Raw genomic sequence first — 25074 nt, forward strand, 5'->3', positions numbered from 1 at the left:
ATCGCCTGACCATTTAGTGGTTGGGCGTTTTCTTTTAGGGGAAATTGGGCACTGGCCTATATAATATAGTAAGTAAATTTAGTTGGAGGGAACATTTATGCGCATTTCACAACCGAAACCATTCTTCTTTGAGCAAGGGCCGCGTGCAGTTCTGTTATTGCACGGCTTTACCGGCAATTCCGCAGATGTCCGGATGCTCGGGCGATTCTTGGAAACAAAAGGCTACACAAGCATCGCGCCGCATTACGCAGGGCATGGTGTGGCGCCGGAGAAGCTGGTGGAGACAGGTCCCGTAGATTGGTGGAAAGACGTCGAACAGGCGTATCAAACACTGGTCGACAAGGGATACCAGGAGATTGCGGTGGCCGGCTTGTCGCTCGGCGGCGTATTCAGCTTGAAACTAGGGTATACAAAGCCTATCAAGGGCATTGTGACGATGTGTGCGCCGATGCACATGAAATCCACCGACCTGATGTACCAGGGCGTTTTGGAGTATGCCCGTGAATACAAGAAATATGAAGGAAAAGATGATAAGCTTATCGAAGAAGAGATGAAGAAGTTCGAGGAAAAGCCGATGGAAACACTCGCTGAATTGCGTGAGTTGATCGGTGAAGTACGGAACAACGTCGATCATGTCTATGCACCGCTTTTCGTCGTCCAAGGCTCGTTGGACAAAGTCATCAATATAGAGTCTGCGAACATCATCCACGACGAAGCGGAGTCGACTGACAAGCGAATCAAATGGTATGAGAAATCAGGCCATGTCATTACGCTAGATCAGGAGAAAAAGCAATTGCATGAAGATATATACGAGTTTCTCGAATCGCTCGACTGGAGCGTGTGAGACGGTCTCAAAAGGAGGAGTTAGGATTGGGCAAGAATGAACAGTCATTGGATCAGCGTCTATTGGCCTTTATGCGCGAAGAAGCATACAAGCCATTAACGGTGACAGAAATTGAAGAACAGTTCGGCTTTGAAGACGCCGACGAATTTAAGGAATTGGTGAAGACACTCGTCAAGCTCGAAGAAAAAGGCGAATTGGTGCGTTCACGTTCGAATCGCTACGGTGTGCCGGATCGCATGAACTTGATGCGCGGCAAATTCATCGGCCATGCCAAAGGCTTCGGCTTTTTTGCGCCTGAAGAAGCAGGCCTCGACGATGTCTTTATCCCGCCGAATGAAGTGAACGGAGCGGTAAACGGCGATACAGTCATGATCCGTGTTTCTGAAGGGTCATCTGGAGACCGCCGCGAAGGATCCGTCATCCGCATCTTGGAACGCGGCACAACGAAAGTCGTCGGCACGTTCCAGGCGAACAAAGGCTTTGGCTTTGTCGTCACGGATGACAAGAAAATGAATATGGATATCTTTATTGCTAAAGACGATACACTCGGTGCCGTCGACGGCCATAAAGTCGTCGTCGAAATCACCGGCTGGCCGGAAGGGCGTTTATCCGCAACGGGCATGGTTACACAAGTGCTCGGGCACAAAAACGATCCAGGCGTCGATATTTTGTCGATCATCCACAAATACGGCATCGAAGTGGAATTCCCGCAGGATGTGCTGGACCAAGCAAATGCCGTGCCGGACCAAATCGATCCTGAAGACTTGAATGACCGACGCGATTTGCGCGATGAGCAGATTGTGACGATTGACGGGGCGGATGCGAAAGATTTGGATGATGCTATTCAAGTCAAGAAGTTTGAAGATGGCACATACAAACTCGGCGTCCATATTGCAGACGTCAGCCATTATGTGACGGAAGGTTCTGCCATAGACCGGGAAGCTTACGACCGCGCGACCAGCATTTACTTGACGGACCGCGTCATTCCGATGATTCCGCACCGCTTGTCGAACGGCATCTGCTCGCTCAACCCGCAAGTTGACCGTTTGACTTTGTCTTGTGAAATGATTTTCAACGACAAAGGGGAAGTGTTGTCCCACGATATTTTCCAGAGCGTCATCAATACAACGGCACGCATGACCTATACCGACGTATACGAAATTCTTGAAAAAGACAATCAGGAATTGAAAGAACAATATGCTGAACTGGTTCCGATGTTCGAATTGATGAAAGAACTTTCAGCTGTCTTGCATCAGCGCCGTATGACACGCGGAGCGATCGACTTTGACTTTAAAGAGTCCAAAGTAATTGTGGATGATGAAGGTTATCCGATTGATATTGTCGTTCGTGAGCGCACAGTTGCTGAACGTTTGATCGAAGAATTCATGCTCGCAGCGAACGAAACCGTCGCGGAACATTTTCATCGCATGGATGTGCCGTCGCTATACCGCATTCACGAAGAACCGAAAACGGAAAAATTGCAGCGCTTTTTCGAATTCATTACGAATTTCGGTATTACTGTGAAAGGTTCAGGGGATGAAGTTTCTCCGAAGGCTTTGCAGGAAATCATCGAATCTATCGCAGGCAAGCCTGAAGAGCCCGTTGTTTCGACGATGATGTTGCGCTCGATGCAGCAGGCGAAATATTCTTCACATAGCCTTGGCCATTTCGGTTTATCGACGGAATTCTATACGCATTTCACGTCGCCGATCCGCCGCTATCCGGATTTGATTATCCATCGTCTGATCCGCACGTATTTGATCGAAAAAGACTTGTCGAAAAAGACAATTCGCCATTGGGAAGCGGAAATGGATGATATCGCAACTCACACATCTGACCGTGAACGCCGTGCAGTGGAAGCGGAGCGCGATACGGATGCACTGAAGAAAACACAGTATATGGCAGATAAAGTCGGAGAAGAATTCGACGGCATTGTGTCATCTGTGACGAACTTCGGCATGTTTGTCGAGCTGCCGAATACCATCGAAGGTTTGGTCCATGTATCCAACTTGACGGATGATTATTATCAGTTTGATGACCGTCAGATGATGATGATCGGCGAACGAACCAAGCGCCAGTTCCGCATCGGTGATGAAGTCAAAGTACGGGTTATCGGTGTCAAACCGGAAGAGTCATCCATCGACTTTGAAATCGTCGGCATGACGCAAAATACGCGCCGCAGTTCGCGCAAGGAAACACCGAAAGTGATTCGCAGCGGACGTAATGGCGATAAGCCAAGAGACGGCAAAAAGCGTGGCGAAGGCGGGGCAGACCGCAAGCCGAAAAACAAGAAAAAGTTTTATGAAAAGCCTGCCAAACAGCAAGGCCGTAACAAGAAGAAATAAAAAAAGCGGCCGCGTGCCGCTTTTTCCAACAGTTTGAGGTGAACAGAAATGGCCAAAGGAGAAGGCAAAGTAATTGCCCAGAATAAAAAAGCGGGATTCGATTTCGCGATTGAAGAAACGATCGAAGCGGGGATTGTCCTGCTCGGTACGGAGATCAAATCCGCGAGAAGCGGCAAAGTGCAGATCAAAGATGCATTTGTCCGCATCCGGAACGGGGAAGCGTGGATTTCCAATATGCACATCTCGCCGTATGAACAAGGCAACCAGTTTAACCACGATCCGTTGCGCTCGCGCAAGCTCTTGCTCCATAAAAAGCAGATCAACGAACTGGTCGGCAAATCGAAAGTCGAAGGTGCGGCAATCGTTCCGCTCAAGATGTATTTGAAAGACGGATATGCCAAAGTGCTGCTCGGCGTCGGTAAAGGGAAGAAGAAATACGACAAGCGCGAAGACTTGAAGAAGAAAGACGCGAAGCGGGCAATCGACCGCGCGCTCAAAGAGAGAAGCCGTTAAACTTGAACTCTGACCTGTTTTGTCCTATACTGGTAACAGTACACCGAAGCTAAACCACTTCCGTGTTCTCTTTTAATGAGGGGACGTTACGGATTCGACAGGGATGGTTCGAGCTTGGGTTGCGCGTCGGAGGATCGGCTTCGTCATCAACGTAACTTATAACAACTGGCAAAACTAACAACAACCTAGCATTCGCAGCGTAAGCTCGGATCTGCTTTATGTAACCATCGCCCATGTGGCTGCATAGAGCTCACTTTTAGTGGGATACGGCAGTCAGTGCCGTTTGAGCTGACTGCAAGAGATTCTCGAACTAGCCCTCATGACGCCTGCTTGTCGGCAGATTGAGCGGCGAAACTCCAATAGATAAGCTACACGCGTAGATGCTCAAGTAACGGAGTCTCTGGACGCGGGTTCGACTCCCGCCGTCTCCATAGAATTTTATGGAGTTTATGAAACGCCAAAATCCTACAAAAGGATTTTGGCGTTTTTGTTTTGTGAAAAGCTAATATGAGAACTATCGATATCACTTGATGCATGAAATGTGTCTATATTAAAACTCTTTTAATATAATGATTATTTGTACTGTGTAAATATTAAAAAACCGGCAACTCCATTATAGGGGTTGCCGGTTTCACATTTTATTTCTTCGTATTATCCACAAATGCCCCGTACTGTCTGCGCTGATGTTGCACGGACAGCCATTTTAAGGTAGTGAATTCCTCAAGCACCCATTCGCCGTTAAAGCGGCCGAGGCCGGAGTCTTTTTCGCCCCCGAATGGCATATGCGCTTCGTCGTTGACCGATTGGTCGTTGACGTGGATCATGCCTGTCTCGATCTGGTGAGCGATGTTCGTGCCGTGTTCGATGTTCGCTGAATGCACAGCACCGCTCAAGCCAAACGGATATTTATTGGCCTGTTCAACCACTTCCTCGTCGCTTTCAAACGGAATGAGAATGGCGACAGGGCCGAAAATTTCGTTCTCTGCAAGCGGCATGTCGTTTGTAACGCCGGTCAAGACTGTCGGTTGGAGGACATTGCCGTCCGCTTTGCCGCCGAGGCGGATCTTCGCACCTTGTTCGACCGTGGCGTCAATGTCTTTTAGGATACGGTCGACTTGGTCGCGGTTGATAAGCGGCCCGACTTGCGTATCTGCTTCTGCAGGGTTGCCGTATTTCAACTTGCCGGCACGTTCAATGAACTGCTCGGCAAATGTGTCGTAGATGTCCTTGTGGACGAAAATACGGTTAATCGACATGCAAATCTGGCCTTGGTGATAGAATTTGCCGAATAGGGCAGACTCGACCGCCTGGTCGACATCAGCATCTTCAAGGACGATGAAATTATTATTGCCCCCAAGTTCCAAAGCGGTTTTCTTCAATGTACCACCAGCCAGTTCGCCGATGTGTTTGCCGACTGGCGTCGAGCCGGTGAATGATATCAAACGCGGAGTTGGGTGGGTGACGATGTCATCGCCAATTTCAGAACCGCGGCCGACGACAACATTGAGCAATCCTTTAGGTAGCCCAGCTGCTTCGAACAGGCTCGCGAACAATAGCCCGCCAGTGACAGGCGTATCGGTCGCTGGTTTGATGACGACGGCATTGCCAGTGGCAAGTGCCGGCGCGATAGAACGAATCGCCAAATGGAACGGGAAGTTCCATGGGCTGATAATGCCGATGACGCCAAGCGGGTTGCGGTAGACGCGGTTTTCTTTGCCCGGTTGCTGGGAAGGCATAATTTTTCCTTCCATGCGGAACGGGAAAGTCGCCGCTTCTTTCAGGATATTCATCGAAGCGCCGAATTCGACTGTCGCTTTGATCTTCGTACTGCCGGCTTCTTTGATGAGCCATTCGATGATCAATTCTTTGTTTTCCTTCATGACTTCGATAGCTTTTTCCATGACGGCTTGTTTCGCTTGCGGCAATTCCTTCGCCCACTCAAGTTGGGCGGTTTCTGCTGCTTTATAAGCGGCGTCCAAATCGTTCTTATCGGCTGCTTGCGTGGTGACCAGTTCTTCACCGGTGAACGGATTGGTGTTTTTCATTTGGCTATCGCTGGACCCGGAAGTCCATTCGCCGTTTATAAAAATCTTGGAAAAATCGGTTTTCATTTAAATCGTCTCCATTCTTTTTCTTAAGGCTGTTGTCTCGGGCGGATCAAGATTTCGTTAACGTCGACGTGTGATGGCTGTTCCACCGCATAGCCGATAGCATTCGCGATATCTTCCGCCTGTAGCGGTTCCATGGACATGCTCTTGAAGCTGTCGAGTACATCATCATCAGTGATGGTATCTGTCAATTCGGTTGCGACCGCACCTGGCGATACGATGGTCACGCGGATTTCATGCGATGGATCGATCTCTTGGCGCAGCCCATCTGAAATGGCGCGCACCGCGTATTTCGTGCCGCTGTAAACGGCGCTGCCTTTCATGACTTGATGGCCTGCCACAGAGGAAACGTTCAAGATGTGGCCGGATTTCTGTTCTTCCATGATCGGAAGAACAGCCGCGATGCCGTAAAGCACGCCTTTAATGTTAACGTCGACCATCTGGTCCCATTCATCGAGTTTCAGCTTATTCATATAGGACAATGGCATAAGTCCGGCATTATTGACGAGGATGTCAATTTTTCCGGTTTTCTCTAATGCCGCTTGTGCTAGTGATTTCATTTCATCGGCTGAGGTGACATCGGTTACTTTATAATCAGCGCTTCCGCCTTCAGCTTCGATTTCTTTTTTCAAGTCCACTAAGCGCTCTTCGCGCCGTGCAGCGAGCATGACGTGGTAGCCTCTTGCTGCCAGTTCCTTTGCAGTAGCTTGACCGATACCACTGCTTGCCCCTGTAATGATTGCAGTATTTTTCTCTGTCATATCTATTCAGCTCCAGTTCTGTTTTATTTTAAATGATGGCGAAAATGTCCTGAAATAAAGACATCTTATTTCCTTACCCGCAACTATGGCTTTTCTAAACAAGTGCTGATTATGCAGTGTCGAATGCTCTGCTTATGGGTGTTTTGGCAAGATGCGTGGCTTCGAATGACTTGAAAAAGAGAGATGGAAGTTTAAGAATTGGAGCACGAAGTCATGCAAGCGGATTCCAACTATTTCCATGGGCAATTGGTCTTAATTTCCATTGTTTCATTCCGCAGGTTGATGGGTATTTGATATTGAACCTAAGTGCTTTAGTTGATACATAATTCAGACAGTTGACAAGCGCGCCAATGTTCCGTAGCGTAATATCTTGTGAAGAAATTTAAAGGAGGAGACTATATGAAGAAAGTAACAAACGTGTTTTGGATCTCGATCGTTCTAATTGCTTTGGCAGTTGGCTACGGTGCGCTTGCTCCAGAACATTTTGCGGAAGTTACCGGCAATATGGAATCGTTCCTGACTACTTCGTTCGGTTGGTATTATTTATTGATCGTTTCAGTAATGGTTATCTTTTGCTTGTACTTCCTTGTTAGTCCAATGGGACAGATTAAATTAGGGAAAGACACAGACAAGCCGGAATATTCATTTGCAACATGGATTGCAATGCTGTTCTCAGCGGGCATGGGTATCGGGCTCGTATTCTGGGGTGCGGCAGAGCCGCTATCGCATTTCGCGATCGACCCGGCGACAGCTGAGCCGGGATCTCAGGAAGCGTTCCGGGAATCCATGCGTTTTACATTTTTCCACTGGGGCATCCATGCATGGGCAATTTACGCAGTAGTTGCATTATCGCTGGCATACTTCCAATTCCGTAAAGGTGAGCCAGGGCTTATTTCCTCGACGCTTCGCCCATTGTTCGGCGACCGCATGAAAGGCCCGTGGGGTGTTCTTGTTGACGTTATTGCTGTATTCGCTACAGCGGTCGGTGTCGCGACGACACTTGGCTTCGGTGCCATCCAGATCAATGGAGGGCTCGCGTATTTGTTTGACGGCATTCCAGGGGATAGCCTGATTACGCAAATCATCATCATCGCAGTCGTCACTGTGCTGTTTATGGTTTCCTCTTGGTCAGGCATCAGCAAAGGGATCAAGTACTTGTCGAATACCAATATGGTGCTTGCTATTACCTTGCTCATTTTGGTAATCGTTCTTGGGCCGACCTTATTGATTTTCAACATGTTCACCGATTCACTCGGAAGCTATTTCCAAAACTTGATCAATATGAGTTTCCGTTCTGCCCCGATCAATGGCGAAAACCGCTCATGGATTGACGGTTGGACGATCTTCTATTGGGCATGGTGGATCTCTTGGTCGCCATTTGTCGGGATTTTCATTGCCCGCGTTTCCAAAGGCCGGACCATCCGGGAATTCCTGTTTGGCGTCTTGCTCATTCCGACGTTCATCAGCTTCATCTGGTTCGCGGCATTTGGCACAACGGCAATCGATGTGCAAAGCAGCGGCGTCGATTTGACTGGATTGTTGACAGAAGAAACATTGTTCGCCGTGTTTAATGAATTGCCGCTTGGCATGTTGTTGTCGATTGTGGCAGTGTTGCTCATTTCGACTTTCTTTATCACTTCTGCCGACTCAGCTACATTTGTACTCGGCATGCAGACTTCCAACGGATCGCTGGACCCAGCGAACGCCGTGAAGCTGACATGGGGGATTGCGCAATCGACCATCGCGGTCATCCTGCTCTTTGCAGGCGGGCTCGGGTCCTTGCAGACGGCATTGATTATCGCCGCCTTCCCGTTCTCGTTCATCATGCTATTGATGATGGCGTCGTTCTATAAAGCCTTGAACCTTGAATACAAAGCAATCAAGCGCAAACGATAAGCTATAAAAGATGCTGAACTAGAGGATAGCTTTCTATATGTAAAAGTGATCAAAAGCTTATCCTATATAAAAAATTCAGTGAACTGTCTAAGTGTTTGGAGAAGCGTTTGCTTGACTCCTGTGGGATCAGCGGGTTTGAGAGACCCCGCAGACCGCGAAGCGGTTGAGGAGGCTCGATTCCCGCCCCACGGAAAGCAAGCAAGTAGCTTCGGAAAACACAGAACGAAAAGGGTGCCGGAAGTCCGGCACCCTTTTTCTATGGAAAGTCGCGTATAATGGATAATGGAAATCGTGTTGAATGGAGGAGTATTTTTTGGAAAAACCACATATTATGCTTGTAGACGGAATGGCGGTATTGTTCCGTTCGTATTTTGCCACTGCGGGCGTCGGGCAATTTTTCCGCACAGAAAGCGGGCTCGCGACAAACGGTGTGCAAGGATTCGCTCGCCACGTGCTCACCGCAAAATCATTGATGAAGCCGACCCATATCGCCGTGTGCTGGGATATGGGCGCGCATACGTTCCGCACAGACTTGTTCGACGGCTATAAGGCAAACCGGCCGGCGCCGCCTGAAGATATGTTGCATCAATTCGACCAAGCACGTGAAGTTTCTGAGCTTCTGGGATGGAAAAATTACGGCGAAAAGGGCATCGAAGCGGATGATTTTATCGGCTCGTTTACGAAAAAATGGCCTGACGAGGCAGACTATACGATTATTACCGGCGATAAAGACATGCTTCAGCTATTGAACCCATCGGTCAAGATCGCTTTCATGAAAAAAGGCTTCCATATCTATGACCTCTATACCGAAGCGCGATTCGGTGAAGAATATGGCATCTTGCCGGAGCAGTTCGCCGATGTGAAAGCGTTTATGGGCGACCCGAGCGACGGCTATCCAGGTGTCAAAGGCATCGGCCCGAAGACGGCGCTTCAGTTGATTCAGCGCTATGGTTCGGTAGAAGGCGTCCTGGAACATATTGAGGACTTGAAGCCGGCCCAGAAAAAGAAAATCGAAGAACATCAGGATATGCTCGCGCTATCAAAAAAGCTGGCGGTCATCAAAGATGACCTCCAGCTCGATGTGGCACTCGAGGAAATCGCAGTGCCCGATTATTCTTCTGATTTGGTGAGGATATGCGACGAACGGGAATTCCGTCTGCTCGCAAGACTTTTGGAAAAATCATTTATCTGACTTCGACACCGGTGAAATCTGGACGAAACTCAATACGCCCCGGTTCTCCCGGAACGACACCGCCCGCAGCTTGCTCGGGCGGTTTTTTTGTCCGTTGTCGTGAATATACAGAAGCAAATCGTCCGGAGTTTCCTCATAACCGATGAGCGGAACCCAGTGATAGGCGAAAGTGGTTTTTTGGCACCAACGCATTGAAAAATAACGGTCGAATTTCACAGCGAGCGGATAGCCGGCATCGAGTTGCAGTTTGATCTGTTCAGTCGTGCGAACCCGCTTGATGTCATACCGCGGCCAAGCCATTTTTCTCAATCGCCGGATCAGGCAAAAAGCGCTCAATCCGATCGGCGTCGTCCCGAGATATTTATAAAGCGGCCCGATCCCCGGTGCCACACCTTCATGGTAGAGGAGAATCGACGCAGCAGTGACGGGCCCGCATGCAGAAGCACGGTAAGCAGCAGGTACATGTTCAGCGTATTGGTTCATGGCTTGAAAAGGCAGCAGCACTTTCATGATGCATCCTCCTTTTAAACGGTTCAGCGCAGCTTGGCTTCTCGTTCATCGAGCAAAGTTTGCAAGGCGCTGCGGAATGTCGTATAGACTTCCAGCTCAACGTGAATGCCGGCGTGGACAATTTCCCTGACGAAGCGAGGGTTGAAGCCGACATAAATGCCGCGTAAGCCCATCAATTTCAAGGCGCTGTTCAATTGGGTCAGTTCGAGTGCGAGCTCATTGAAATCAAACGATTGGACGTCTTGCATAGTCACTCCGGTGAAGTCGAAAATCGCTTGTTCCGTATCGCGGTGGTTATCGGCATAATCGAGTACTTTTGTCCGGATCGTCTCGAAGCGGTCGCGGAAGATATACCCGGCAATCGGCACGAGAATGGTATTCGGGACAATCGATGGGATGATCGGTGCCGACATGTTGTAGATGACGTCTTGGTAATACGCCACGAGGTCTTGCAATTCCTTAATTTCTTGTTGCGGATCCATTTCGGCACCTCTGTTTTATAGTATTCGTAAATATCGGGCTTTCGCCTTTAAGCTTTTTGCTCTTCCAGGAAGTGGATGACAGAAGCGGGGGTCTTGGCATTGGCACTATGCAGATGTGCTTGTTTCACGCCGTCCTTGAAGATCAGCAGGCTCGGGATGCCCATCACTTCGTACTGCTCTGCGATTTCTGGCAGTTCGTCACGGTTGACGTCAAACCATTGGTAGTTGTCGTATTGCTCGATGATCGGATCGATGAACATATCCATGCGCGTGCAGTCAGGGCACCAGCCAGCCTGGAATTTCACGATGACTGGTTCGCCGTTTTGGATTGTATCGTTGAACTGTTCAGTTGTTTTTAGGGATTTCATTAAAATGCCTCCTTTAATAGTCCTTTTAATCTTACCCTTTTTTTGCTTTCTCTCCAAGCGCTTGGATAAAAGCGGCAGAAAAATCTTCCGATTAAATATTGCGAAAATAGGAAAAATAATTTACACTAAGAACGAGAAGGAAAGTATTTCTTTTTTTTACCCAGAAAATGAATGAGTGTTCATTCAAAAATAGGAGGGTTTGCTCGTGTCATACAAAATCAAAAAAGCAGCCGTGCTCGGATCTGGCGTCATGGGATCTGGAATCGCAGCTCATCTAGCCAATATCGGAATTCCGGTCATGCTGCTCGACATTGTGCCGAAAGAAGTGACAAAAGAAGAACAAGCGAAAGGGCTAACGCTTGAAGATAAAGCAGTCCGCAACCGGATCGCAGCGACTGCCACTCAAAAACTATTGAAACAAAAGCCTGCTCCGCTGACACAAAAGAAAAATTTGCAGTTGATCACGCCAGGCAATTTAGAAGACGATCTCGAGAAATTATCCGATGTGGATTGGATCATTGAAGTCATCGTAGAAAACTTGGATATCAAGAAATCACTCTATGAAAAGGTGGATGCGGTCAGAAAGCCCGGCACCATCATTTCCTCCAATACATCAGGCATCAGCATCAATGCGATGTCAGAAGGGCGCTCGGAAGATTTCCAGAAGCATTTCCTCGGCACCCATTTCTTCAACCCGCCGCGCTATTTGAAATTGCTTGAAGTCATTCCGGCAGAAGCGACAGCTCCCGAAGTCGTTGAATTCATGCAGCAATTCGGCGAAGACCGCTTAGGTAAAGGTGTCGTCTTGGCAAAAGATACACCGAACTTCATCGCCAACCGCATCGGCACATACGGCTTGCTCGTCACGGTCCGTGAAATGCAAAACCGCGGCTATTCTGTCGGTGAAGTGGATTCCGTTACCGGCCCATTGATTGGCCGCCCGAAATCGGCGACATTCCGTACACTCGATGTCGTAGGCCTGGATACGTTTATGCATGTTTCGAAAAACGTTTACGATCAAACCGAAGGCGAAGAACAGCAAGTGTTCAAAACGCCTGAATTCATGAAGAACATGGTCGAAAACGGCTGGATTGGCGCCAAAGCTAAACAAGGCTTTTTCCAAAAGAAAGACAAAGAAATTCTGGAGCTCGACCCGGAAACAATGGAATATCGCCCAGCGCAAAAATTGAAAACGCCTTCACAGGAAATGGCCAAGCAGCAAAAAGGCTTGTCCGCGAAAATGAAGACGCTCGTTTATGCAGACGACCGCACAGGCGAATTGCTGTGGAGCATCCTCGCTCCGACACTCGTCTATTCCGCACAGCTTCATGGCGAGATTGCAGACGACATCGTCGCCATCGACAACGCCATGAAATGGGGCTTCGGCTGGGAACAAGGTCCATTTGAAGTATGGGACGCAACCGGCGTCAAGCAGTCGACAGAAAAAATGGCTGCTCAAGGCCTAGAAGTACCGGCATTTGCACAAGCGCTATTGGAAAAAGGCTTTGATTCCTTCTATAAAGAAGAGAACGGCGATCTGTATTATTTCGACGGTTCAGATTACCAGCCTGTTCCGGTCAATGAAAAAGTGATCGACTTGAAACGTTACAAGAAAAAGCACGGCGTCATCAAATCGAATTCCGGCGCAAGCTTGATCGATCTTGGAGACGGCATCGCATTGCTCGAATTCCATTCGCGTTCGAACGCGATCGGGCTCGATATCATGCAAATGATTAATTTCGCTGTGGACGAAGTCGAGAAAAACTTCAAAGGACTCGTCATCGGCAACCAAGGAAAGAACTTCTGTGTTGGCGCCAACCTTGGCATGATTTTGATGGAAGCACAAGACGACAATATCTTTGAACTGGATTTGACGATCCGTACGTTCCAGAACGCCATGCTGAAATTGAAATACAGCTCGAAGCCGGTCGTAGCGGCACCATTCGGCATGACACTCGGCGGCGGGGCGGAAGTCATCCTGCCGGCAGCACGTGTACAGGCATCTATGGAAACCTATATGGGCTTAGTCGAAGCAGGCGTTGGGCTCATTCCGGGCGGCGGCGGAAACAAGGAATTGTATATGAAACAATTGAAAGGCTTGCCGAATCATGTCACGGCAGACTATGTCAACTTGGCAGCGGGCGTGTTCGAATCGATCGCGACTGCGAAAGTGTCGACATCGGCAGACGAAGCACGTGAAAACAATTTCCTGAATTTCGTCGACGGCATCAGCGTCAATAGCGACCATTTGATCTACGATGCAAAGCAATTGGCATTGTCGCTCCACGATAATGGCTACCAGGCGCCGAGAAGAGAAAAAGTACCGGTTGCAGGGGAAGCAGGCTATGCGGCGATGTTGCTTGGGGCTGAAGGTATGTTATTGTCCGGCTATATCAGCGAACACGATATGAAAATCGCCAAGAAACTGGCTTATGTATTGTCAGGAGGCAAATTGCCATACGGCACGAAAGTCGATGAGCAGTATTTGCTCGATTTGGAACGCGAAGCCTTCCTGAGCCTCGTTGCTGAACCGAAGTCACAGCAGCGCATGCAACATATGCTTGTCAAAGGGAAACCATTACGCAATTGATCGCCGATTAGATAGAGGAGGAAATGATATGCGCGAAGCAGTAATTGTGGCCGGAGCCAGAACACCGGTCGGAAAAGCGAAAAAAGGTTCTCTTGCCTCGGTGCGCCCGGATGATTTCGGGGCACTCGTCGTACGGGAAACATTGAAGCGGGCTGGATATGACGGCCCCATTGATGATTTGATTATGGGGTGTGCTATGCCCGAAGCAGAACAAGGCATGAACATTGCCCGCAACATCGGGGCACTCGCAGGGCTTCCGGATACGACGCCGGCAGTTACCGTCAATCGCTTTTGTTCATCGGGCTTGCAGTCGATCGCTTATGCCGCTGAACGAATCATGGTCGGCCATGCTGAAGCGATTGTTGCCGGCGGTGTTGAATCGATGAGCATGGTGCCAATGATGGGCAACGTGCTGCGGCCGAATGCTAAAATCGCCGAAACCGCACCACAATATTATATGAGCATGGGGCATACGGCAGAACAAGTAGCGACACAATACGGCGTTAGCCGGGAAGACCAGGATGCATTTGCGGTCCGGTCCCATGAAAATGCAGCTAGGGCGATCGAAAAAGGCCACTTCGTCGATGAAATCGTTCCGGTCGAAGTGATCCAACGCTATGTCGATAGCCAGAATAAATACCAGGAAAAATCGTTTATGTTTGAAATGGACGAAGGGGTACGCCACGGCACATCCATCCAGACACTCAATAAATTGCGTGCGGCATTCTCGGCACGCGGCACGGTGACAGCGGGCAACTCTTCGCAGACTTCTGACGGCGCAGGTTCAGTGCTCGTCATGGACCGTGAAAAAGCGGAAGCGCTTGGCCTTAAGCCGATCGCGAAATTCCGTTCATTCGCAACAGGCGGCGTTCCGCCCGAAGTCATGGGTATCGGCCCGGTCGTCGCGATTCCGAAAGCCTTGAAACTGGCCGGCCTGACGAAAGACGATATCGACGTCTGGGAACTGAACGAAGCATTTGCGTCTCAATCGCTTGGCGTTATCCGAGAGCTTGGCCTGGATATGGATAAGATCAATTTGAACGGCGGCGCCATCGCACTCGGCCATCCGCTAGGTGCGACAGGTTCGATTTTGACCTTGCGCATGCTCAGCGAATTGAAGCGCCAGAACAAACAATTTGGCGTCGTCACGATGTGCATCGGCGGAGGAATGGGCGCAGCAGGCGTCTTCGAAATGTTGTAAAGAGAACTTTAAGGGATACGGTTAACTAGGGGATTCAAGATAAACGATAAATTGGGAGGAATGGAAAATGGAACAAGAAAAAACATTGATCAAAGGCGGAAGCTTCTTGATCGAAGATGCAGACTTATCGCGTGTGTTCACGCCGGAAGATTTCACGGAAGAGCATAAAATGATCGCCAAAACGACAGAGGATTACGTCAACACGGAAGTTATGCCTTTGGTCGAAAAGTTGGAGAACCATGAATTCGAACATTCCGTCAAGCTTCTGAAGAAAGCCGGCGAACTCGGGCTCCTTGGGGCAGACGTTCCGGAACAATACGACGGGCTCGGGCTCGACAAAATCGCGTCGGCCTTGATTGCTGAGAAAATGTCCAAAGCGGGCGGCTTCTCCATCACTCACGGCGCACACGTGGGCATCGGTTCATTGCCGATCGTCCTATTCGGTAACGAAGAACAGAAAAAGAAATACTTGCCGGTTCTTGCAACGGGCGAGAAAATCGCAGCATACGCCTTGACAGAGCCAAGCTCCGGATCGGATGCTTTGGGTGCGAAAACAGTTGCGAAACTGAACGAAGCGGGTACACATTACGTCTTGAATGGTGAAAAACAGTGGATCACAAACGCAGGATTTGCGGATGTCTTCGTCGTCTATGCAAAAATCGACGGTGAACAGTTCTCGGCATTTATCGTTGAGCGCGACTTCGGGGGCGTATCGGTTGGTCCGGAAGAAAAGAAAATGGGCATCAAATCGTCTTCCACACGTACATTGATCTTGGAAGACGCAGAAGTGCCAGTGGAAAATCTTCTTGGTGAAGCAGGGCGCGGACATATCATCGCCTTCAATATTTTGAACATCGGGCGCTACAAACTCGGTGTCGGCACAATCGGCGCATCCAAGCGTGCTATGGAATTGACCATTCCTTACACGAACCAGCGCCAGCAATTCAAGACGCCGATCTCTTCTTTCAACCTGACGAAAGAGAAATTGGCGACAATGGCATCCAAATTGTATGCGGTTGAAAGTTCCGTTTACCGCACAGTCGGCTTGTTCGAAGACCGCATGAGCGGCTTCACGGATGAACAGCAGGCTGACGGCAAACTGGTCGCGGATTCCATCGCGGAATTTGCCATCGAATGTTCGTTGAATAAATTCTTCGGAACAGAAACTCTGGATTATATCGTTGATGAAGGCGTCCAGCTGCACGGCGGCTACGGCTTTATGCAGGAATATGAAATCGAGCGCATCTACCGCGATTCCCGCATAAACCGGATCTTCGAAGGAACAAACGAAATCAACCGCCTGCTTGTACCTGGCACACTGCTACGCAAAGCAATGAAAGGCGAATTGCCGCTATTGCAACATGCACAAGCTTTGCAGGAAGAATTGTTGATGATGATGCCTGAAGAAGTCGGAACCGAAGCTTTGGCACAGGAAAAAGCATTAGTGAAAAATGCGAAGAAAATTGCCATCCTCGCTGCAGGCCTTGCCGCACAGACTTACGGCAAGAAACTTGAAGCAGAACAGGAAGTGCTCGTGAACATCGCGGATATCGTCAGCAATGTCTTCGCGATGGAATCGGTTGTCTTGCGCACAGAAAAAGCGATCGCAGCAAGCGGCGAAGAAAAGGCGAAGCAGAAACTTCTTTATACGCAGATCTTCTGCCAGGAAGCTTTGGAGGAAATCGAGAAAGACGCGAAAGAAACCTTGATCGCAGCAATCGATGGCGACAACCAGCGCATGATGCTGTCCGCACTCCGCAAGTTGACGCGTTCAACGCCGTACAACTTGATCGCGAAAAAACGCGAAGCATCCGAAAAATTGATCAGTGTAGAAAAATACGTCGTCTAATAGATTGCACAAAACAGGAAGGGGAAACCCTTCCTGTTTTTTAAGGTTGTCGATATAATTGGGAAGTCGTATTTTCCGATGCTTATCGCTCGCTTTCCGTGGGCTCGCACCCAAGCCTCCTCCGTCGCTACGAAACCTTTTTTTGTTTAAGACATGCAAGAAGAGGAGTTTTATAATTTTTGTATAAAGTGTTTCTTCTGAGAGCAACAGAAACGGTGAGATTTAATTAGCATTTAAGGTTTTTCCTTCGTTCAATACACAATACCGGATGGGAATGGAGACGGCGACTCCTGCGGAAATAGCACGAGCTGAAGACCCTGGACTGAGCGCAGCGAAGGAAGCGGCTGAAGCCGTGTCCGCGGAAAGCGTCCGTCGAAATGGACATCCGATTTTTCATACAAGAAAGTCACATTTTCAATTCAATTTTCACTAACTCCCTTCCAGTCGACTGCTCTGTGGCATTTTGATATGCTTGATTTACAAGACAGGAGGAGATTTGATGATCCAGTATTACGCTTACCCGAAATGCTCGACCTGCCAAAAAGGCAAGAAATGGCTTGAAGCGAATGGCGCGGAGTTCGACTATATCGATATTTCGCAAAACCCGCCATCCGCAGCGCAATTGAAAGAAATTCACGAAGCAAGCGGCATCGAGCTGAAGAAGTTTTTCAATACGAGCGGCAAGAAATACCGTGAACTCGAACTGAAGGAAAAGCTGCCGGAAATGTCAGCAGATGAGCAATACGAATTGCTGGCAGCGGACGGCATGCTCATCAAACGCCCGCTCGCATGGGACGGTTCTCAGGCGACACTCGGTTTCAAGGAAGACGCTTACGCAAATACATGGAGCTGACAAGTTTGTCATCTTGTTTTTCATTCCTGGTTGTGGCAAACTAAAATTGAGTCAATTACATATTTGGAGGGGTTTGGATGAGCACACCACAAGAGCTTCGCTATTCAAAAGAACACGAATGGGTCAAAGTCGAAGACGGCAAAGCACGTATCGGCATCACTCATTTCGCGCAAGATGAACTTGGAGACATCGTATTTGTCGAGCTTCCGCAAGTCGGCGACGAGCTGAAAAAAGACGAGCCATTCGGCAGCGTCGAGTCCGTTAAAACAGTATCGGAATTGTATGCGCCGATCAGCGGCAAAATCGTCGAAGTCAATTCTGAGCTTGAAGACAGCCCGGAATTCGTCAACGAATCCCCTTATGAAAAAGCGTGGATGGTCGTTGTGGAAGCCCCTTCCGAAGATGAGGTCAATGCATTGATGTCAGCTGACGAATATAAAGAAATGACAAACGAGTAAGTTCTGAAAGCGCCTCTTCATGGCGCTTTTTTTCATATATGGTTTTCTGGGGGGATTACTTATGGAGAAAGTGATAGTGGTTGAAGGGATCAGCGACAAAACCCGGATAGCGCCATTGATTGCAGAACCCGTGACGATTCTTTGCACAAATGGTACAGTAAGTGCTACAAGACTCGAAGAAATGCTGTTGCCTTTTGAAGGGCAGGATATCATCATCCTCGTCGATGCGGATGCTTCCGGCGATAAACTGCGCAAGCTCATCAAGCGCGAATTTCCGGAAGCCCGCCATTTCCATATCGACCGAAGCTATAAAGAGGTGGCGACGACGCCGCTGCGGAAGCTGATTGATGTGCTCATCGCAGCAGATGTACGGGTCTTAAATCCAGTAGCAGGGAATGACTAGCATGAATGAATGGACACATAAAGAATGGCTGAAGGAAAAAAACACCCAGCCTGTTTCAGCTTATTATCTATATACGCCGATGTGCGGTACGTGCCAAGTCGCAAGCAAGATGCTCGGCGTGGTGGCGGAACTATTGCCAGACCTTCCAATGGGCAAAGCTAATTTGAATTATGTACAGGAAGTGGCGGAGCTTTATGAAGTGGAAAGCGTGCCGTGTCTGCTGATTTCACAGAATGGCCAAGTGACAGACAAGGTCTACGCTTTCCAGTCGGTGCCGTATCTATATGAGAAATTGAAAACGGTTGACGAATACAGCCAGCCATGATAAATTTAATTTCTGAAATTAACTTAATAGCGTAGCTCTTATACAGAGAGGTGGAGGGAAGTGCCCGATGAAGCCCGGCAACCGTCATGAAAATGAAATGGTGCCAAGTCACTCAAAGTGAAAACTTTGAAAGATGAGAGAACGGTTTATTGTGTTTACACATGTGCCTTTCTGCTTATCTGAGCAGGAAGGCTTTTTTATTAGCAAAAGATTTAGGAGAGTGCCCAACCATGATTGAGTTAAAAGGATTGACTAAAGTTTTCGATACTGGCAAAGCGCGCTTGACGGCTGTCGACCATGTCGACTTAACGGTGCCGGCCGGCGAGATTTTTGGCATTATCGGTTATAGCGGAGCGGGAAAAAGTACGTTGATCCGCCTTCTGAATGGCCTGGAAAAACCGAGCGAAGGTTCCGTTGAGATCAATGGCCAGAACATCACAGCGATTTCAGGGCCGAAACTTCGCAAAGCCCGCCAAAAAGTCAGCATGATTTTCCAGCATTTCAATTTGCTGTGGTCGCGGACTGTGCGCGAGAACATTGAATTCCCGCTCGAGATCGCGGGTGTGGGGAAAGAGGAGCGGCGCAAGCGTTCAGCAGAGTTAATCGAACTGGTTGGCCTGGAAGGTCGTGAAAGTGCATATCCTGCCCAGCTTTCCGGTGGACAGAAGCAGCGTGTCGGCATCGCCCGTGCGCTGGCCAATGATCCGGAAGTGCTTCTGTGCGACGAAGCGACATCGGCACTTGATCCGCAAACAACTGATGCGATATTGGAATTATTGGTCGACATCAATAAGCGACTCGGCTTGACGATTGTCTTGATCACGCACGAAATGCACGTCATCCGGAAAATCTGTCACCGCGTGGCAGTGATGGAAGGCGGGCGCGTCGTCGAACTGGGCGAAGTGCTCCATGTCTTCCAGCATCCGAAGGAAACAATCACCAAGCGATTTGTTGCCCAAGTGACCGAGACGGAAGATTCGGCAGAAACCGTCCGCCATTTGCGCGAACAATATCCGGAAGGACAATTGGTCAAATTAATATTCGTGGGGGACCAAGCGGAACAGCCGATCCTGACACAGCTGATTCGGGAATATACGGTGGAAGTCAATATCGTCCACGGCAATATCTCCCATACCCAGCGCGGGGCATACGGCACGCTCATCCTTCAACTGAAGGGGCCCGCCGATGAAATAAGCAAAGCTTTAGCGTTCCTCGGTGCACACGATGTACAGACGGAGGTGATGGGCGATGCTTGAAACTTTATTCCCGAACGTTGATTGGGCGGATATGTGGGAAGCAACACTCGAAACCATTTATATGACGGCAATGTCCACATTTTTCACATTTGTTATTGGATTGGTCCTGGGAATCGTCTTATTCCTTACCGCACCGAACCAACTATGGGCAAATAAAATCGTCAACTGGCTGACAGGCGCTTTCGTCAATATTTTCCGTTCGATTCCATTCATTATTTTGATTATCTTGCTCATCCCGTTTACAAAATTCTTGATCGGCAGCATTCGCGGGCCGAACGCAGCACTTCCTGCATTGATCATCGGGGCAGCTCCTTTTTACGCCCGCATGGTACTCATCGCATTGAAAGAAATCGATAAAGGCGTTATCGAAGCAGCGCGGTCGATGGGCGCTACGACTTGGACCATCATCCGCAAGGTCCTGCTGCCTGAATCCAAGCCGGCATTGATCTCGGGCATCACGGTTACCGCCATTGCCTTAGTCGGTTATACTGCGATGGCAGGCATCATCGGGGCTGGCGGTCTTGGGACATTGGCATTCCTCGATGGTTTCCAAAGAAGCCGCGAAGATGTGACACTAATGGCGACCATTGCTATCCTCATTATCGTTTTTGTCGTTCAGTTCATCGGAGATTTCTTGACTGGAAAAGCGGACAAACGTTAAATTTCGCATTGTTTCAGAATCACTGAATAAAACGGGGCTTTTTGGTCCATGATATACAAAACTACATTTAATAGAAGAAAAGGGGAAATTTGTAATGAAAAAACTAGTATTCGGTTCATTTGCAGCAGTATTGGCATTATCCGCTTGTGGCGCAGAAGAAGAAAGCGGCAGCGGCGCATCAGAAGGAGAAACAAGCACACTGACGGTCGGCGCTTCTAATGTCCCTCACGCTGAAATTCTCGAACAGGCAAAACCGATTTTGGAAGAACAGGGCATTGAGTTGGAAATTGAGACATACCAAGACTACATCTTACCAAACCAAGATTTGGAATCAGGCGACTTGGATGCGAACTATTTCCAACACACGCCTTACCTGGAATCGCAAATTGCTGACCATGGCTATGATTTCGTAAGTGCTGGCGGCATTCACATCGAACCAATCGGCGTCTACTCGCAAGATTACTCATCACTTGAAGATTTGCCACAAGATGCGACAATCCTCATGAGCAATTCAGTGGCTGACCACGGCCGTATCCTGGCTATGCTCGAAGCGGAAGGCTTGATCACGTTGGAAGAAGGCATCGATAAGACGACAGCTGAAACTAGCGATATCGTAGAAAACGAGAAGAACTTGCAGTTCGATACAGAATATGAAGCGGCTTTGCTTGTGCAAATGTATGAAGCTGGTGAAGGCGATGCTGTATTGATTAACTCAAACTATGCAATCGATGCTGGCTTGAGCCCAATGGAAGATGCTATCGCTCTTGAAAGTTCAGATTCGCCGTACGCTAACATCATTGCCGTACAAGCAGGAGATGAAAACAACGAAGATATCCAAGCCTTGGTTGAAGTATTGACATCACAGGAAATCCAAGATTTCATTTTGGAAGAATGGAACGGATCAATCGTGCCAGTCGAACAATAAACTTTTGCCAGCCTATTCTATAAAAGAATAGGCTGGTTTTTTCATGCGCAGAATTGCCCTGTTTTACAAGAAAGACAGTGATGACCGGAACAAATGCAAGTGGGAAAAATTTCCGTTCATTTTTTCGGAATAATAAAAATATTACGTGTTTTAGTAAAAAGCTATTAGCTTTTCGAAAACTGTGGTAATTTCACATAATAAACAATAAACATCTGTTTACACAGGGAGGACAAGATCATGAAAATTCAATTCGGTTTACTGCCGCGGATTGTGCTGGCCATCGTGCTTGGCGTGCTCATCGGCTCGGTTGCTCCAGAAGCGCTCGTTCGTGTATTTGCTACGTTTACAGGGATTTTTGGCGGGTTCTTAAATTTTATCGTGCCATTAATCATTCTTGGCTTTATCGCACCAGGGATTGCGAAGCTTGGGAAAGGTTCTGGGAAATTATTGGGGCTGGCGACAGCGATCGCTTATTTATCCACTATAGTTGCAGGAGTATTAGCTTTCATCGCGGCATCGTCGATTTTGCCGAATTTGATGGAAGGCGGATCACTGAGCAATTTGGATGACCCTGAACATGCCCTTGCTTCAAGTTTCATCGCTTTGGAAATTCCTCAATTGTTCGGGGTTATGAGCGCCTTGATCTTGGCATTCCTCTTGGGAATCGGAATGGCTTCTACAGGGAGCAAGACGATGGCGTCGTTTTTCGAAGAATTCCAGGAGATTATCGAAAAAGTTATTTCAGTCATCATAATCCCGCTATTGCCTTTCCACATCTTCGGTATTTTTGCGAATATGGCATACGGAGGCGCAGTGGCTGAAATTCTTTCTCTCTTTGCGGTTGTTTTTATCCTCATCATTGCAATGCATTGGATAATGTTAACGGGACAATATACAACAGCGGGCATATTAAGAAAGAAAAACCCGTTCGGTTTGATCCGGACGATGTTGCCGGCATACTTTACGGCACTTGGCACACAGTCTTCTGCCGCGACAATTCCGGTAACTTTGCGCCAAGCGCGGAAAACTGGCGTGAAAGAGCGTGTAGCAGACTTCACCATCCCATTGTTTGCGACAATTCATTTGTCGGGCAGCACGATCACGCTTGTCACTTGTGCGATCGGGGTCATCTTACTGACAGGCCAGTCGCCATCATTCGGCAGCTTCTTCCCGTTCATCCTCATGCTCGGCGTTACGATGATCGCGGCGCCTGGCGTCCCGGGTGGCGCGGTCATGGCAGCTATCGGCTTGCTTGAAGCGATGCTTGGCTTTGACGAGACGATGGTCGCGTTGATGATTGCATTGTATATGGCACAAGACAGTTTCGGAACGGCCACCAATGTAACAGGAGACGGTGCGCTAGCGAATATCGTCGATCGTTTCACACCATCCCAAAAAGCATGAATTATGCCGGAATTCAATGAATTCCGGCTTTTCTCTGCTCTCTATACGGATAAAACGGGCTGTGCTATTATATGCTGGATATGAAATTCAGGAGGCACGAACATGAAAAAGATGACAATCCTCGGCCTATCTGCTGCCTTGTTGCTTGCGGCATGCGGAACCGAACAATCCACTGACACAGCTGAAACGGCTTCTGGGTCTGCCACGATGGAATCCGGAAAAGAAAGCATCAAAAGCCAATTGATGCAATTCTATTTGACTGTTTCAAAGGAAATAAATAAAGAAGATGCACAACTGAACGACTTCGAAATCGCCCAAGCTGAAGATGCACTCCCAGCTGGTGCAGAACTTACCGACATGAAAGAAGCGGCTGCAACTTCTGCTGAACAAGCGATGCAAGCGGTGGAATCAATCGAAGTGCCAGAATCGCTAAGCGATCATCAAGAAGAAATCGATGGGGCGTTGGCTTCAATCGCTGCATCTTACGAGATGAAAATCGAAGAACTGGGAACAGATGCACCAGACTTCCAAGCGGCTGCCGACAAATTTGCCGAAGCTGACGCTGTTTTCAACCAAGTGTTAGAAGAAAATGGCTTGATTTCATCAAACCTTTATAACGAAGTGAGCCAATAATTTATGGAAACTGTCCGCATAACGGGCAGTTTTTTCTATATATTCCCAATAACTATGACGATAGGTCTATTTTCTGATAAATTAGATTATTTAACTTGTTTAATCTTTGTCGAGTCGGGTATACTTATAAAAGTAAAATACGAAAACTCGAAAGGGATGGTTTATTATCGATTCTCAAGGTATTGAAAAGACGGAAAAAATGGAACAGGCATTCAGAGACGTACACGGGTACGGACTGAACGAATACCAAAATGACCCGCAAAAAATCCTTGAAGTTGAACAGCGCCGGGAGCAGGATTATCGCCAAGGCCAGTCGGTTGCGGCACAGATCGAGCGCCAAGCGCACCGCGAATAGCAATAGATACACGATCCACATACATTCAAACATTCAAATGAAGCTGCCGGACAGAGTGATTTCTCTGTCCGGTTTTTCTATGCCCAAGCATGCAGAATCTAGCGCCTAATACAAAGTTTATTGAAATGAATTCTCATTTAGCCTAACTTTATTGAAAATGCAGGAAATCCGCGAGGCCAGCTGGAATTTGCTTGTAGACATTAGGAAATACGGATTTCAAAATGGTTTTTGGCTAAGACTTGCGGCCGATTTTAACATTTGCTACTGAAGTCGATATAAGTTAAGATTAGAATGATACTAATTAAGAGTGCGAGGCATTCTTCAATAACATTATGGAGGTATTTACATGTCAACTTTGGTCATTAAAGATCTACACGTTGAAATCGAAGGAAAACAGATTTTAAAAGGTGTAAACATCACAATTAACACGAGCGAAATCCATGCCATCATGGGGCCGAACGGTACAGGGAAATCTACCTTGGCGTCAGCAATCATGGGGCATCCTAAATATGAAGTAACACAAGGCACGATCGAATTGGACGGAGAAGACGTATTGGCGATGGAAGTCGACGAGCGCGCACGCGCAGGACTCTTCCTAGCTATGCAGTACCCGAGCGAAATCTCCGGCGTCACAAATGCTGACTTCATGCGCTCTGCGATGAACGCACGCCGCGAAGAAGGCAACGAAGTTTCATTGATGAAATTCATCCGTGAACTTGACAGCAAAATGGAAACTCTTGCAATGGACCAAGACATGGCACAGCGCTACTTGAACGAAGGATTCTCTGGCGGCGAGAAGAAACGCAACGAAATCCTCCAAATGATGATGATCAAACCGACATTCGCTGTACTTGATGAAATTGACTCTGGTCTTGATATCGATGCATTGAAAGTCGTTTCTGACGGCATCAACCAAATGAAGGGCGAGAACTTCGGCTGCTTGATCATCACTCACTATCAGCGCCTGTTGAACTACATCACGCCAGATCACGTCCATGTCATGATGCAAGGCCGCGTCGTGAAATCCGGCGGACCTGAACTTGCGCATAAATTGGAAGCGGAAGGCTATGACTGGATCAAGGCAGAACTCGGCATCGAAGACGAGACTGTCGGACAAGAAGCATAATTGGAAGGAGAGACTA

At 48.3% G+C, this 25074-nt stretch carries 24 protein-coding genes, 1 other RNA gene and 1 riboswitch; of the genes, 20 read left to right on the forward strand and 5 right to left on the reverse strand.

Going from position 1 to position 25074, the window contains the following annotated elements; genetic code table 11:
- The first annotated feature begins 97 nt into the window (after positions 1-97).
- From DFR62_RS14655 to ssrA, 4 genes are all read left to right on the forward strand, one after another.
- Entirely contained in the window at positions 98-844 is a 747-nt protein-coding gene (locus tag DFR62_RS14655; protein ID WP_121301065.1) for an alpha/beta hydrolase, read from the forward strand.
- A gap of 26 nt (positions 845-870) precedes the next feature.
- Complete coding sequence (gene rnr / locus DFR62_RS14660) at positions 871-3189, forward strand: ribonuclease R (protein ID WP_121301066.1); 2319 nt, start codon at positions 871-873, stop codon at positions 3187-3189.
- Between the two features lie 48 nt (positions 3190-3237).
- Positions 3238-3702 (forward strand): SsrA-binding protein SmpB, encoded by a 465-nt coding sequence (gene smpB, locus DFR62_RS14665; protein WP_058381238.1) that lies wholly within the window; start codon positions 3238-3240, stop codon positions 3700-3702.
- A gap of 79 nt (positions 3703-3781) precedes the next feature.
- Positions 3782-4136: a transfer-messenger RNA gene (gene ssrA / locus DFR62_RS14670) on the forward strand.
- Between the two features lie 204 nt (positions 4137-4340).
- Here ssrA and DFR62_RS14675 read toward each other — a convergent pair.
- Positions 4341-5813, reverse strand: a complete 1473-nt coding sequence (locus DFR62_RS14675) for an aldehyde dehydrogenase family protein (RefSeq protein ID WP_121301067.1) — start codon at positions 5811-5813, stop codon at positions 4341-4343.
- Between the two features lie 23 nt (positions 5814-5836).
- Positions 5837-6571, reverse strand: coding sequence for an SDR family oxidoreductase (locus DFR62_RS14680; RefSeq protein WP_121301068.1), 735 nt, complete (start codon positions 6569-6571; stop codon positions 5837-5839).
- Between the two features lie 399 nt (positions 6572-6970).
- Here DFR62_RS14680 and DFR62_RS14685 point away from each other — a divergent pair, with 399 nt between their 5' ends.
- Positions 6971-8467: a glycine betaine uptake BCCT transporter gene (locus DFR62_RS14685; RefSeq protein ID WP_121301069.1), complete on the forward strand. Its 1497-nt coding sequence runs from the start codon at positions 6971-6973 to the stop codon at positions 8465-8467.
- 313 nt (positions 8468-8780) lie between these two features.
- Positions 8781-9659: a 5'-3' exonuclease gene (locus tag DFR62_RS14690; RefSeq protein ID WP_121301070.1), complete on the forward strand. Its 879-nt coding sequence runs from the start codon at positions 8781-8783 to the stop codon at positions 9657-9659.
- On the opposite strand, the gene DFR62_RS14695 is transcribed toward DFR62_RS14690, so the two are convergent.
- From DFR62_RS14695 to DFR62_RS14705, 3 genes are read right to left on the reverse strand one after another with little or no spacing between them, the layout of a single operon-like run.
- The gene (locus DFR62_RS14695) at positions 9648-10169 is read right to left on the reverse strand and encodes a cysteine peptidase family C39 domain-containing protein (RefSeq protein ID WP_121301071.1); all 522 of its coding nucleotides are present in this window, start codon (positions 10167-10169) and stop codon (positions 9648-9650) included. The genes DFR62_RS14690 and DFR62_RS14695 overlap by 12 nt on opposite strands.
- A gap of 23 nt (positions 10170-10192) precedes the next feature.
- Positions 10193-10651 (reverse strand): STAS domain-containing protein, encoded by a 459-nt coding sequence (locus DFR62_RS14700; RefSeq protein WP_121301072.1) that lies wholly within the window; start codon positions 10649-10651, stop codon positions 10193-10195.
- 47 nt (positions 10652-10698) lie between these two features.
- Complete coding sequence (locus DFR62_RS14705) at positions 10699-11019, reverse strand: thioredoxin family protein (protein ID WP_121301073.1); 321 nt, start codon at positions 11017-11019, stop codon at positions 10699-10701.
- Positions 11020-11224: 205 nt separating this feature from the next.
- Between DFR62_RS14705 and DFR62_RS14710 the strand changes: the two genes are divergently transcribed.
- The 14 genes from DFR62_RS14710 (at position 11225) to sufC (ending at position 25058) form a co-directional block, all read left to right on the forward strand.
- The gene (locus DFR62_RS14710) at positions 11225-13609 is read left to right on the forward strand and encodes a 3-hydroxyacyl-CoA dehydrogenase/enoyl-CoA hydratase family protein (RefSeq protein WP_121301074.1); all 2385 of its coding nucleotides are present in this window, start codon (positions 11225-11227) and stop codon (positions 13607-13609) included.
- A 28-nt stretch (positions 13610-13637) separates the two neighbouring features.
- Positions 13638-14810, forward strand: coding sequence for an acetyl-CoA C-acetyltransferase (locus tag DFR62_RS14715; RefSeq protein WP_121301075.1), 1173 nt, complete (start codon positions 13638-13640; stop codon positions 14808-14810).
- Positions 14811-14877: 67 nt separating this feature from the next.
- A complete protein-coding gene (locus tag DFR62_RS14720) occupies positions 14878-16659 on the forward strand; it encodes an acyl-CoA dehydrogenase family protein (protein ID WP_058381222.1) in 1782 nt (593 codons plus the stop codon).
- A gap of 496 nt (positions 16660-17155) precedes the next feature.
- Positions 17156-17512, forward strand: coding sequence for an arsenate reductase family protein (locus tag DFR62_RS14725; RefSeq protein ID WP_167456536.1), 357 nt, complete (start codon positions 17156-17158; stop codon positions 17510-17512).
- Positions 17513-17589: 77 nt separating this feature from the next.
- On the forward strand, positions 17590-17970 hold the full coding sequence (gene gcvH / locus DFR62_RS14730) for a glycine cleavage system protein GcvH (protein WP_058381220.1): 381 nt from the start codon (positions 17590-17592) through the stop codon (positions 17968-17970).
- A gap of 61 nt (positions 17971-18031) precedes the next feature.
- On the forward strand, positions 18032-18373 hold the full coding sequence (locus tag DFR62_RS14735) for a ribonuclease M5 (protein WP_058381219.1): 342 nt from the start codon (positions 18032-18034) through the stop codon (positions 18371-18373).
- A gap of 1 nt (position 18374) precedes the next feature.
- Positions 18375-18698, forward strand: a complete 324-nt coding sequence (locus DFR62_RS14740; protein WP_058381218.1) for a thioredoxin family protein — start codon at positions 18375-18377, stop codon at positions 18696-18698.
- Positions 18699-18733: 35 nt separating this feature from the next.
- Positions 18734-18838, forward strand: a riboswitch (SAM riboswitch).
- A 90-nt stretch (positions 18839-18928) separates the two neighbouring features.
- Positions 18929-19954 (forward strand): methionine ABC transporter ATP-binding protein, encoded by a 1026-nt coding sequence (locus DFR62_RS14745; RefSeq protein ID WP_121301077.1) that lies wholly within the window; start codon positions 18929-18931, stop codon positions 19952-19954.
- Positions 19947-20615 (forward strand): methionine ABC transporter permease, encoded by a 669-nt coding sequence (locus DFR62_RS14750; RefSeq protein WP_121301078.1) that lies wholly within the window; start codon positions 19947-19949, stop codon positions 20613-20615. Before DFR62_RS14745 ends, DFR62_RS14750 begins: the two co-directional genes overlap by 8 nt.
- A 94-nt stretch (positions 20616-20709) precedes the next feature.
- Positions 20710-21540 carry a MetQ/NlpA family ABC transporter substrate-binding protein gene (locus DFR62_RS14755; RefSeq protein ID WP_121301079.1) on the forward strand — a complete coding sequence of 277 codons (831 nt, stop codon included), beginning with the start codon at positions 20710-20712 and terminating at the stop codon, positions 21538-21540.
- Between the two features lie 237 nt (positions 21541-21777).
- On the forward strand, positions 21778-22944 hold the full coding sequence (locus tag DFR62_RS14760) for a dicarboxylate/amino acid:cation symporter (RefSeq protein ID WP_121301080.1): 1167 nt from the start codon (positions 21778-21780) through the stop codon (positions 22942-22944).
- Between the two features lie 102 nt (positions 22945-23046).
- Positions 23047-23577 (forward strand): hypothetical protein, encoded by a 531-nt coding sequence (locus DFR62_RS14765; protein WP_241663041.1) that lies wholly within the window; start codon positions 23047-23049, stop codon positions 23575-23577.
- A 199-nt stretch (positions 23578-23776) separates the two neighbouring features.
- Positions 23777-23932, forward strand: coding sequence for a YuzK family famiily protein (locus DFR62_RS17435; RefSeq protein ID WP_167399234.1), 156 nt, complete (start codon positions 23777-23779; stop codon positions 23930-23932).
- A 346-nt stretch (positions 23933-24278) separates the two neighbouring features.
- Positions 24279-25058 (forward strand): Fe-S cluster assembly ATPase SufC, encoded by a 780-nt coding sequence (gene sufC / locus DFR62_RS14770; RefSeq protein ID WP_058381212.1) that lies wholly within the window; start codon positions 24279-24281, stop codon positions 25056-25058.
- The last annotated feature ends 16 nt before the right edge of the window (positions 25059-25074 follow it).

This window comes from Planococcus citreus (assembly GCF_003664125.1).
In the GTDB taxonomy this organism is placed as follows: domain Bacteria; phylum Bacillota; class Bacilli; order Bacillales_A; family Planococcaceae; genus Planococcus; species Planococcus citreus.